General features: G+C 46.7%; 8 protein-coding genes. 3 read left to right on the top strand and 5 right to left on the bottom strand.

Going from position 1 to position 12,649, the window contains the following annotated elements; translation table 11 throughout:
* Window positions 1-2: 2 nt before the first annotated feature.
* The 5 genes from lepB to A3CY_RS0103985 form a co-directional block, all read right to left on the bottom strand.
* Window positions 3-860: a signal peptidase I gene (gene lepB, locus A3CY_RS0104005; protein ID WP_018336615.1), complete on the bottom strand. Its 858-nt coding sequence runs from the start codon at window positions 858-860 to the stop codon at window positions 3-5.
* A 13-nt stretch (window positions 861-873) separates the two neighbouring features.
* Window positions 874-2,640 (bottom strand): O-antigen ligase family protein, encoded by a 1,767-nt coding sequence (locus A3CY_RS0104000; RefSeq protein WP_051082674.1) that lies wholly within the window; start codon window positions 2,638-2,640, stop codon window positions 874-876.
* A gap of 124 nt (window positions 2,641-2,764) precedes the next feature.
* Complete coding sequence (locus tag A3CY_RS0103995) at window positions 2,765-4,345, bottom strand: OstA-like protein (RefSeq protein ID WP_018336613.1); 1,581 nt, start codon at window positions 4,343-4,345, stop codon at window positions 2,765-2,767.
* Window positions 4,346-4,372: 27 nt separating this feature from the next.
* Complete coding sequence (locus A3CY_RS0103990; protein ID WP_018336612.1) at window positions 4,373-5,710, bottom strand: peptidylprolyl isomerase; 1,338 nt, start codon at window positions 5,708-5,710, stop codon at window positions 4,373-4,375.
* 112 nt (window positions 5,711-5,822) lie between these two features.
* A complete protein-coding gene (locus tag A3CY_RS0103985; RefSeq protein ID WP_231932395.1) occupies window positions 5,823-6,665 on the bottom strand; it encodes a peptidylprolyl isomerase in 843 nt (280 codons plus the stop codon).
* Window positions 6,666-6,769: 104 nt separating this feature from the next.
* Between A3CY_RS0103985 and A3CY_RS20180 the strand changes: the two genes are divergently transcribed.
* The 3 genes from A3CY_RS20180 to A3CY_RS0103970 are packed head-to-tail and all read left to right on the top strand — an operon-like array spanning window position 6,770 to window position 12,608.
* Window positions 6,770-8,674 (top strand): RecQ family ATP-dependent DNA helicase, encoded by a 1,905-nt coding sequence (locus tag A3CY_RS20180; protein ID WP_040371447.1) that lies wholly within the window; start codon window positions 6,770-6,772, stop codon window positions 8,672-8,674.
* A 56-nt stretch (window positions 8,675-8,730) separates the two neighbouring features.
* The gene (locus tag A3CY_RS0103975) at window positions 8,731-9,900 is read left to right on the top strand and encodes a FecR family protein (RefSeq protein WP_155828173.1); all 1,170 of its coding nucleotides are present in this window, start codon (window positions 8,731-8,733) and stop codon (window positions 9,898-9,900) included.
* A 41-nt stretch (window positions 9,901-9,941) separates the two neighbouring features.
* A complete protein-coding gene (locus tag A3CY_RS0103970) occupies window positions 9,942-12,608 on the top strand; it encodes a zinc-dependent metalloprotease (protein ID WP_040371256.1) in 2,667 nt (888 codons plus the stop codon).
* Window positions 12,609-12,649 lie beyond the last annotated feature (41 nt).

Genomic DNA, 12,649 nt, shown 5'->3' with positions numbered 1-12,649 from the left:
GATTAAATGATTTTTTTGAAAAAACGTCGCCACACGTAATTTTTCGTGTACGGGTCTTTCGAGGTGAGTACGAGGGAGGCTTTCCCCACGATAAAGTCCTCGGGGATAGGACCGAGGTAACGGGAATCCCGGGAGTCGAATACTTTGTCTCCGCAAATGAAATACCAGTTTTTACGGAAAGTATATTGTCGGATGAGGGAATCGCCAAGATAGATTTTTCCCCTGCTGATGCGGATAGGTGTTTGAGTTTCGTGCGAGATGATCGTGTGGTACAAAGGGTAGTTGGACGAGTCTATCGTGATCGTATTCCCGGCGGCAGGAATATACAGGGGACCGAAATCCCGGATATTCCAACCGTGCCGGGTGTCGAAAGGGAAGGCATGGAAGATCCCCGGGGCATAATCTCCCCGGTATTGGTGCAGGCGTTGTTGGTCTTGCAGGTTGCCATAGCCGCTTTTGCCGTTCACTATGTTGATACCGTCCACGATGGAAAGCGTGTCCCCGGGAAGGGCGACGCATCGTTTCACGTAGAATGTCTGCGGGTCTAATTCCCATATCCCGTCCTGGTTGTACTTGGGGAAATTGAAAACGATCACGTCGTTTCGTTTCAGCGAGCTGTATCCTGGCACCCGGACTGTTTCCGGTCTGGCTCCTTCGAGGAAATCGAGGTTTTTGTAGAAACGTGCCCCCATGTACAGTTGGTTCACGACGATAAAGTCACCGGGTTCTATTGCCGGGTACATCGAATCGGAAGGAATACTATAAAAATCCACGATAAAAAACCTCAGCAAAGCGGCTATCACTATGGCTAACAGGAGGGCTCCCGCATATTGTAATATGTTCTTGATGATTTTTTTCATTTCTTTCGGGCAGCTAGTAGTTACGGAGAAGTAGGCGCATATCTCTTTTCATTTCCTCGACAGCGGAGGAGAATACTTTGGGTTCTTTTTCAAGTACGATTTTGGCGGTGGCGATGGCTTTTTCGGTTTGACCGCTTTCAGCGTACATTTTGGCTAATAAATAGAGCGGGTAGATGCGGTTGGGGACGGTGCGGGATGCCTTGAGGAAAGAGGCTTCCGCTAGGTCGTATTGTTGCATCGCCTGATAGTTTTTGCCGATGATGTTGTGGATCATCGGGTCGGAGGAGATTTCGGCGGCTTCACGGAGTACCCGGTTGCTTAAGCCGGGACTATTCGTGCGGGAAAGGCATTGCCCGTATTCAAACAGGAAGGTGGGGGTGTCTTTCATGATGGGATATAATGCCCTGTAATTATCTACCGTGCGCTTGAATACCTGCATATTGAAATAGATTTGCTCGTTTTTCCAGCGTTTGAAAGCTTCTTTGCGTTCTGTTTTATGAGAAGTGTAACGAAAAGCCGGGGCGAGCAGGAGCAAGCAAAAGATGCCCGTGACCCATCGGGAGGAGGAAGGGGTGTCAGTCGCGGTACATTGTGCCACAAGTAGCGCGAAAAGGAGGGTTAACGGTAACACGCTGAACGGGTAGGAGAAGGAGGCAAAGATCAGAAAGGCTGACAATGCTCCCACGTGTCCCGCTTGCTTGTATATTTGAGCCCGGTAGGCGTATCGGATAGCCGAGATAACGATACCGAGGAAGAGTAATAGCCCGATTAGCCCGTTTTCCACGGTGATTTGGATCAATTCATTGAAAGCAAACTCGGGGGCATCGGCAACGAGTTCTTCCCGCGGCGTGTAATCCCCTCGGGTAAAATAGGCTTCTTGGGCTTTCCCGTAAGGTCCGGCGAAGTTGCCGAAGCCGATTCCCGTTACCGGGTGGGAGGCTATCATGGTGGAGGATACTTTCCAGATCAGAAGCCGTCCGTCGGCGGAGGCTTTTTTCATCATGTAGGTGCCGATCATTAAAGTACCGATGATTAAGAGAATAGAAACAACCGCTACGGGAGTGACGATCGGGTGTGCCCGGTAAAACGCAATACATTGCCGGCGCAGGTGGTAGTGGTATCCTATCACGATAGTGCAGCCGACGATAGCCGCTACCCATGCACTTCGGCTCATGGTGGCGGGCAGCACGAGAAGGAGTGCCACGAGTACGATGATCGAGAGGATTTGAGGCAACTTTTGTGTCGTGAGGGCGTAATGCAAGGTCAACGGGAAGATGGCAACCAGGAAGCCGGAATAGGGTCCGGGGTTAAAGAATGAACCTGTCAGGTCGAACTGCTCGTGAAGGGAAGGCGTGAAACCATACAATTGTCCCACTCCCCACGCTGCCTCGATAAATCCCGTAAACAAAAGTGCAGCATTAACGAAGTTCCCCGAGGAGAAGGTTGTAAGTACCCTGAATAGAAAATAGGTAACACCAACCAGCACGAGAATGCCAGCACGGGCGGATATTTCCATGCCGGAGTAAGGTAAATTCAAGAGGCTATATACAATGTAGAGAACCACGAACAGGTCCGTGAGCGTGAAGCGGAAAGGACGAATCCATGCCAGCGGGGTACAAGCAATAGCCACACCCGGAAGTATAGAATAAAACCAAAAGACTTTTGCTGCCCGGTTCCCAAGATCATCCCCGACAATGAATGTTGACGAGAGTAATAACAGGGATAAGATGAAAACAATTGTTCCTAGCGTGTACGTCTTTATATTTTCCTTGGATGGCATTTTTATTGTTTTTTGCAAAAATAGGAAAATATGCAACAATATGTACAATGGGAAGTTGATAATATTCTGATAATTTTCAACATTACTGTTTAGAATAAATCCGTGTGAGAGCCGATTTAAGAATTTAGTGATTTGAGATTTCCGATGTTTCTTCTTCCTCTTTTTCTTCTTTAGGTGGCAGGGGAGTATTGAAAATGTCGTACCTGTCTTTGGGTTGGAGGTATTGCAGCCAGCGGAAATCTTTCAGGCGTTCTTCTTCCGGGTTGACGAGAAGGAGGGGTGTCAGGTCGCCATCCGGTTTGTTCATGAAGATGATGTCCGTGACTCGGCGTTTATCGATCATGATGCGGATATTGGAGCTAGTGGCACGGTTGACTCCGATGATGGCACCCTGGTCGTCGGGGTAGTAAATGGTTTCCCCGCTACCATCCACGTACACCATGTACAGTTCGTTATCCCTGAAGTATCCGGTCATGTTTCTTCCTTTAATCTGATCGAACATTTGGGTGTCCCATCGTCGTCCGACCATAAAGGCTTTGGTTGTCATGAAAAATTGTTTGACTTGCCCGTTACCCGTGAGCAAGGATATTTTCTCGGCAGTCATTTGGTAGCCACTTGCCCATGTGATCGGTTCCTTGTAGAGGGAGATGGTAGAATCGGCACTCAGGTAAACCATCGAGTCGCACACGCCTTGCAGATCCCGGCTGTAAAACCTAACCTTGTGGTATGCCCGCAGTATTTGATTTTTGGCGGAATCCTGATCCATATACAGCGTGTCGCCGTGCAGGAATAAAGAGTCTTGTTTGCCCACCATGATAAGCAATGCACTGTCCGTGACGAAAGCCTGGTTGGTGGTCTGATTCATTTGGGCGTAGTGTCCTTTCACGATCACGTCGTTGATCGAGTCTATCAATGTAATGTTTTGATACAGGTTAGCTATTCCGCTGATACTGTCGATAATCATAGTATCCCCGAATCCCGTGTAAGTAAGATGGGTGATTCGGTTGTTTTTGTACAATTCGGCGTGTCCCAAGTTGGTGTCGTACCATCCGTCTTCGGAATATAGCGTGTTGTTGTCCTCTCCTTTGCCGTAGATATTAGAGGGACCTAGAATGTACACCAGTTTGCTTTCAGTGTTATACTTTAAGGTATCGGAGTAAATGTCATATTCGGGGGAAACAACCTTTACGCTGTCTTTGAAGAAGGCTAGTTTACTTTGTGTGAAGTAAGTGCCTTGTTTACTATCTAGCGTGTTGACTTCGTCTTTCAAGTTACCCCAGTTGAAATAGTATCCGATATCGAAAATTCCGTCGTAATCCAGGTAATTGGTTGTTAGGGTAATTTGCGGGTCTTTCAAGGTTACATTTCGGCGAACCTGTATTTGTTTTTTGTTCGCGTCATAAAACATATAGTCACCCGTCATGTGGATACTATCGTTTTTGACTACCCGCACGTGCCCGAAAGCTTCCAAGTAATTGGTATCTGTCCGTTCTACCTGGTAAAGGCTGTCGCACCACAGAAGCACGTCGTCGTGTTTCATGTGGACGTTCCCGATGAATTTATTCAGATTGTGCTGGGTTTCCATGCTGAAATTATCGGCATTCAGGATTTTGACTTTTGATTTTTTTTCCTGTGCTGTCCCATTTATGGGGAATAATCCCCATAATATGCATAACATTCCAACCCAAATACCTGCTTTTGTCATGAAAAGTAGTCGATCTTAAATCATCAATTATTTAATCCATCCGTCGTAGTGGAACTTGATGTTTTTATATTCATCATCGATATGGATATAAGTATTTTCTTGTCTTTCCTTGATCCATTTCTCGAATATTTCCTGCTCTTTTTTTCTTTTCAGTCCATTCTCGAAGCTGAGCCAGTCGTCGTCCAAGTTTGCCGTGTGAGCCGGGTAGTACGCTTTTATTTTGATGATTTTGTACTCGTCGCCCGTTTCGGTTCTGTCAAGGAAGGGTTCGGATATTTCACCTACTTGCAGGCTGCTTACTTGCCTAGCCATATCGCCCTTGATCAGTTCTTTCGGCAATTTGGAGTCTGCATCATACGGGTTGAAAATCAGACCGCCGTTGTTCCTCGTTTTTTTATCCGAGGAAGCCAAATATGCGGCTTGTTCAAAGGTTAATTCTCCATTTTTGATAAAATTAACCACGCTATCCAATCGCTGTAGGGCTGCTTCCCGGTCACTTTCTTCAATTCTCGGGCGCAACAAGATGTGGCGAACGTTCACTTTATCTCCTTGACGGTCGATGTATTGGATAATATGGAACCCGTATTCCGACTCCACGATTTTGGATATTCTTCCGGGCTTCAAGCTGAACGCTGCCTCTGCAAATTCCGGGGTCAATTGACTTTTGGACATATATCCCAGTTCGCCACCTTTGGCTGCAGTTCCGGGATCTTCCGAGTAAAGTACGGCAAGCGTATTGAACGATTGTTTTCCTTCAAGGATGTCATCGCGGAATTGTCTCAGGCGATTCCGGATACGTTCTTTTTCCGTGTCGGAGATTCTCGGTTTTATCACGATTTGTTGAATCTCGTATTTATCCCCAACTTCAGGTAAGCTGTCTTTATTGAATTTCCGATAGAAGTAACGTACTTCGGAGGGAGTAACCCGGACATTTTCCACTATTTTTTGTTGCATACGTCCCGTAATCATTTGTTCCCGGAGCGGGGTACGCATCTCGTTTTTGATTTCCTCGTATGATTTACCGAAGTAACCTTCTAGTTTTTCACGGGAACCGATATTTTGTATGTATAGTTCTAGTTGTGAATTCAGTTGCGCTTCCACTTCCGAGTCGGAGACCGTGATACTGTCTATTTTGGCTTGTGCCATCAATAGCTTTGAAACCAGCCTGTTCTCGAATATTTGAGCCTTAGCGTCAGCCGTGTTGGCGATAGCGCTTTGGGTTTGCGCGTGCAAAAGATCGTTCTCGATGTCCGATTTTAACACGATTTCTTCTCCGACTACGGCAATAATCTTGTCAATCACGTTCTTTTGTGCTGAAGCATAACTAGCTAAAAATAAAAGTATAAGCAGTGATAAATATCTCATAATCCATTAATAAATTTGTATTCAATAAAAACGCTCTAAACTAATACTTTTTCTTTAAATCTAAGAATAATCCGATCGTTTTCGCTTTTTTATTTTCAATTTTCAAATTCCGTTAATATATTTTGACGTAATCTTTCCGTACTCCCTCGGAGTTTATATCCTTCTCCAAGCTTTCTTCAAAAGCTATTTTACGTTTGTTCAACAGTAGTATTTCGATTTCCTTTTTCACGTAACCGAGTGGAGCGGTTTCATGCTCCTGACGAGTTTCATATATTTTCAGGAAATAGTAATTCTCCTCGTCTTCCGTTTCGATCAGCTCTTTATTTTTATATTTGGATGTCCAATCCGCGCTTGTGATCGGCAACAAGTTTAGGATATCACGCAAGGGAATCCATTGGTCGTTGAAATCATCGTATTTTTTTGCCGAAGTGATACAATATTCTTCTAAAGCCGATAGGTCTTTGGCATCTTTCGAGCGAAACCATTTTCGCACGTTGTCTATATTGATAGCCGATTTCGGCAACACGATAAATAATGCCCGCACGACAGGGGTGTTGAGGATGAAGTTGAATTTATTGTTGTCGTAATACCGGGCGATTTCGTCTTCGCTTACTTTACGATCCAATTTTTGCGACACGAGTTTTTCCTTGTATTTATGGATCAGGATAGAAGAGGAATAATCTTCCACTTGTTTACGGATGTTCTTTTCCTCGTCGCTTAAGTTCTGGTTTGCCTTATGGAGCAAAAGTTCTTTGGTGATCCAGTTTCTCACGTAGCTTTGTGCTAGTATGGCGCTGTCTGCCGAGGGAGTCCCGGCGGGAATAATGCTTTTAACTTCCGAGTGCAACAAGTATTTGTCAAGTACTTTTGCCACGGGGCTTTCCTGCTCGTCGAAATTCTCGTTGCATGCGGTCAGGAATGGGATAATCAGTCCTATATATCGTAGTTTCATCATTTCGTTGGAATTATATTGGGCGAAAATAATAAAAAGCGATTTAATTCTATCGGTTCATGGCAGTTTTTTCGTGTATTTTGTATTTTTGTAGGATAATTCGAGTTATGACCCGTGATATAAATAATATATTGAAGACTTACTGGGGGTACAATGAGTTTCGCCCTTTGCAGGAGGATATTATCCGTTCGGTAATAGACGGAAAAGATACACTTGCGCTTATGCCGACGGGCGGGGGAAAGTCTCTCACGTACCAAGTGTCCGGGTTAGCCATGGAAGGAATCTGTTTGGTGGTAACTCCTTTGATCGCGTTGATGAAGGATCAAGTGGAGGATTTGAAGGAGCGGGGTATTTCGGCAGAGGCGATCTACACGGGGATGAGGTCAGAGCGGGTGGCATCCATTATGAATAAGTGTATTTACGATACGGTGAAGTTCCTTTACGTTTCTCCCGAGCGTTTATACTCGGAACGTTTTCGGGAAAAATTGAGGATGATGGATGTGTGCATGATCACGGTGGACGAGGCTCACTGTATCTCGCAATGGGGATATGATTTCCGTCCCGCGTACCTGCGAATAGCCGAGGTGCGCGAGTACTTTCCCGGGGTGGTTGTCTTAGCCTTAACCGCAACGGCAACCCCGGCTGTGGTGAAAGACATTCAACAACAATTGCGTTTTGAGGTTCCTCATGTCTTGTCAAAAAGTTTCCGGCGGGATAATATTTCCTACGTGATCCGGGAAACGGAGGCGAAACCCTTGGCAGTACACAATATACTATCCAAGGTACGGGGAAGTGCCATCGTTTACGTGCGTTCCCGCTTGAAAGCCTCGTCGGTTGCAGCATTTTTAAATAAAGAGGGTATCGTGTCCGATTTCTATCACGCGGGTTTATCTTCTTTGCAGCGTTCTTGGCGCCAGGAAGCGTGGAAAACAGGGAAGATACCCGTCATCGTGGCGACGAATGCTTTCGGGATGGGGATAGATAAACCGGATGTGCGGGTCGTCATACATTATGATATTCCGGATAGTCCCGAGGCTTATTTTCAAGAGGCAGGACGTGCCGGACGGGATGGAAAGCGGGCGTATGCCGTGTTGTTGTCTTCTCCCGTTGCCGTGGGTGCCTTGAAAAGGCGGGTTGATGAAACATTCCCGTCGAAGGAGTATATCAAACGGGTGTACGAGGCATTGTGCAATTATTACCAATTGGGTGAAGGCGAGGGGGAGGGACGTGTATTCGAGTTCAACGCGGATGAGTTTGTGGCAAATTTTAAATTGAATCAAGCGAAAGCCATGTCTTCCATTGAGATTCTTGATGTTGCAGGGTATTGGACTTACACGACCGACGTGAATATGCGTTCCCGGGTGATGTTTACCGTTACGCGCGACCGTCTGTACGACTTCGACACGGGCAACCCGCTCCTGGAGAAATTAATGGTGTTGTTGATGAGAAATTACGCGGGGATTTTCGTGCAGGATGCTTATATCGACGAGGAGTTTCTTGCCGACCAGTTGGGAGTAAAACGCAGAGAGTTGTATGATGCCTTTATTGCCTTGGCAAAGCGCAAGATCATCCGTTACGTGCCAGGGGACACGAAACCTTATATTATTTTCCGCCAGCCTCGCCTGCCTTTGTCGTATATATCCATCGGACGGGAGGCTTACGAGGATCGCAAGTTGTCGTTCGCAAGTAAAGTGAAGGCAATGGTACGTTACTGTGAGGATAACGAGACGTGTCGGCAATTGTTACTGATGGAATATTTCGGACAGAAGGAAAGTAAGGCTTGCGGCATTTGTGACGTGTGTCTCGGGAAAAAGAAACAGTCAAAGGTAATAGGGCAGAACGAGTTGAACGAAAAGATCGTGCGCTTGCTTTCCGAACGGGATATCCCAGTGAATGAATTGATTGACAGACTCGATGTGCCGCAGGAGTCCGCTATAAAACAGATACAAATACTACTGGACGAAGAAGTGATTCAATACATGACGCCTTTGGTGCTTGGAATAAAAAAATAATCAAAATCATCGGTACCTTTTTTCTCGTGAAGTGTTATAAGGGAAATGACGATGAGATGAGAAAAGAGAATGATGATATTATCCGTTTGATTGTAAAGAGTCTTCGGGGAGAGTTGACCCCTGAGGAAGAAATACTTTTTTTATCGTGGAAATCCCGTTCTAAGGCGAATGAAGAGATGTACGAGTGTTTGGAGCGAGAGTACAAGGAACATACCGAGTATTCGCTGTTTCAACAATTTGATGCTCGTCGGGAGTGGAGTACCGTGGCGAAGGGAATCCGAGGGAGGCGTTCCACGCGTCGTTTCTATCGGGTGGCGGTGGCGGCTTCCCTCTTGATTTTGGGAGTTGCTTCTTATTTATTAGTTCCCTCGGGACAGAAAGTACCTCAACGGCTTGCCACGGTAACGCCTGCCGAGTATTCTTTCAGCAGGAAGGCTTCTTTGATTTTGCCTGATGGCGATACCTTGCAGATCACTCCCGTGACGATGGATACGATCATGAAACAATTGCCTTTCGTGAGCAATAACGGGGAAGCATTGGTATATCATGATATCCCGACCACGGATACGTTGGTGTACAACACGTTGGAAATCCCTCGTGGCGGGGCTTATTCACTACAATTGGCAGACGGGACGAAGGTGATGTTGAACTCGGAATCACGGTTGAGATTTCCTCAAGCGTTTACCGGGGATACCCGGGAAGTGTTTTTGGATGGGGAAGGGTACTTCCAAGTCGCAAAGAATGTAGCAAAACCTTTTATCGTGCATTGCTCGGATTATAAGGTGAGAGTGTTGGGGACTACATTCAATATTTCCGCTTACCCGGGTGATGACGTGTCGATGACCACGCTGGTCGAGGGACGCGTGAACGTGGAACGGGGGGACACGAGGGTGCTATTGACGCCCGGGGTGATGGCTTCGGTGACCCGTTCGGGGATTTCAACCCGGGAGGTGGAGGTCGATTCGTATATCTCGTGGACAAAGGATCAGTTCAGTTTCAGTGAGGAGCGGCTGGTGGATTTGTTGAAGAAGATTTCCCGCTGGTACGACGTGGACTTCGTGTTTGACGACCCGGGGATCGAGGAATATAAATTCTCGGGTTTTATTCCCCGGTACGAGAATATTACAGCTGTTTTGCAGATTATGGAACAAGCTGCCAATGTAACGTTTAAAACAGGTGATAACAAGAAGATTAAGGTTTACGACAGCCATGAAAGGGCTCACTAACAGGATGAGATGATATAACAAGTTTTATTTAAGTTTTTAACATGAAAAAATGGATTACCTTAAGTATGGTGATACTCCTAGTATTGCCATACTCGGAGTTGACTTATGCTTCGGCGAGAAAGAAAAAAACAATTGTCACGGAGACCAAAAAGGAGCCGGTGAAGCGACAGAGTAAATATGATAAACTGGTTAAGAATAAATTATGCGAGACGGCACGGGGGAATTTCGTTACCCTGCATAAGGTGGACGGGAAACTCTATTTTGAAATGCCGGTGAAATACTTGAACCGGGAAATGTTGTTGGCATCCACGATCTCGGAGGCGAGTGACAATAACCTCTGTGCCATCGGGTACAAGCCGAAGCCGCCTATGCACATCAAGTTTACGAAGACGGACAGCACGATATTCATGCGGGAGGTGAACGTGTCTGCCACGTACAACGAGAACGAAAGTCACATGAAGACCGTGATCGAGCGGAGCTTTATGGATCCGATCATCAATTCGTTCAAGATTTATTGTTACACGAATGATAGTTTGGCTTTCCTGATTGACGTGACCTCTATGTTCACGGGGAACGTGGAGAAGTTGGCACCCGTGTCCAATTCGGGGGGTACGGTGGAGATCACGGCGACGTTTAATAGTTCCGGGTCGATCCTCGATGATATTAAGGCGTTTGACGATAACGTGACCGTGAAGTCTTATCTTTCTTATTCCGTGACGGCGAAGATGTTGGGGATTCTGTTGTTGAAGAGAAACGAGCCGTTGACCGTGAAGGCTACCCGCACGTTGTTGCTGTTGCCGGAGGAGAAGATGCATCCCCGTATCAGCGATTCCCGCCTGGGAGTGTTCCTGACTAACGCGAAACAGCATATCTCGACCGATCAGGACAAGATACAATCCTACACGTTGGCTACCCGCTGGAAATTGGAGCCGAAGGATATGGAAGCCTACAAGCGGGGCGAACTGGTGGAACCGGTGAAGCCGATCGTGTATTACCTGGATGACGCTTTTCCGGAAGCGTGGAAAGAGCCGATGCGCCGGGGTACTTTGAGATGGAACAAGGCTTTCGAGAAAATCGGGTTCAAGAATGCGGTGCAAGTGTTGGATTTCCCGAAGGACGACCCGAATTTCGATCCCGATAATTTGAAATATTCCTGTATTCGCTACGTGCCTGCCGCGATAACCAACGCCATGGGACCCTCGTGGACAGACCCGAGAACCGGAGAGATTATCAATGCGTCCGTGATTATTTTCAACGACGTGGCAAAACTTGTGAACCAATGGCGTTTCCTGCAAACGTCACAGGTGGACGAATCCGTGAGGGGAAAGAAATTGCCTGACGATGTGATGGCAGAGTCTTTGGAATATATTATCGCTCATGAAATCGGGCATACACTGGGATTGATGCATAATATGGCGGCATCGAATGCTTTTCCCGTGGATTCGTTGCGTTCCGCTTCTTTCACTCAAAAATACGGGACTACACCCTCCATCATGGATTATGCTCGTTTCAATTACGTGGCACAACCCGGTGACAAAGGGGTGAAGCTGACCCCGCCGGATCTGGGAGTGTATGACGAGTACGTGATTAAATGGTTGTACACGCCGCTACCCGGACTTAGCCCGAAAGAAGAAGTCGCCGTGTTGGAAAGTTGGATTGACGAGAAGGCGGGCGATCCGTTGTATCGTTACGGGAAACAACAGGTGATCGAGCGTTATGATCCGAGTGCTATCGAGGAAGATTTGGGAAATGACCCGATAAAAGCCGGGGAATACGGTATCAAGAATTTGCAGTATATCCTGTCACACTTGAACGAATGGATTAAGGATGACGTGGACGGTGCTTACAAGGAACAGATGTACAACGAGTTGGGAAACCAATATTATCGTTACTTGCGGAATGTGATGTATAATGTCGGTGGTATTTACCTGTCGGAGGTAAAGGCGGGGACGCCGGGCAAGACGTTCCAGTCCGTGCCGAAGGATATTCAACGGAAATCGTTCTTGTGGGTATTGAAACAATTGAAGAATAGTGATTGGCTGCATAATGAATCGTTGGTCGACCAGTTTGGCTTACGGGTAGCGTTGCCTCCTATCGTGCGTTATTACACCGGAACCGAGTTGTTGGGATGCTACACGAAGGTGATGCTTTCGGCTCACGTGTCCAAAGACCCGTACACGATGAAAGATTATTTCGACGATATGTACGCCCAAATCTGGGAGAGCGCTATCAAGAATCGCAAACCTACTGAGGGGGAGAAAGTGTTGCAACGTTTGTCTATTGACCAGTCTGCCGATATGATTACTAAAAAGTCGAAGTTAGTGAAAGTGTTGACTGACGAGGATGTGCCTTCCGTGGGAAATGAGGCATACCTGCCTTCCGTGGACGAGATTGTCACTTACGGCTTGGACGAATTGGGTTTGGTGAGTGCATTCCGGGATGAATTGCGGGAAATCGAGAGAGCGAAGGGACACGGCTACGTGGCAAAACACATGGCGTTGACTTCTTTCAAATACGGTTACGGGTGGCAATACCGTGTGAACACCCGCACGATTGATGATTCCAAAACCCGTTTCCACGCTTACGCTATCCGGGTGAAGAATTTGTTGAACAGTAAATTGTCTTCGTCAGATGCGGAGACGAGAGCACACTATCAGGCTATGCTTTATACTTTGGACGAAGCGTTGAAAGCCTTGAATGATAAATAGATTTTTCGCCGGCATTGCCGGCGAAAAATAAACAACCTAAA

Source organism: Butyricimonas synergistica DSM 23225 (assembly GCF_000379665.1).
GTDB classification, from domain to species: Bacteria; Bacteroidota; Bacteroidia; order Bacteroidales; family Marinifilaceae; genus Butyricimonas; species Butyricimonas synergistica.
This window is presented reverse-complemented; position numbering and strand designations above follow the sequence as displayed.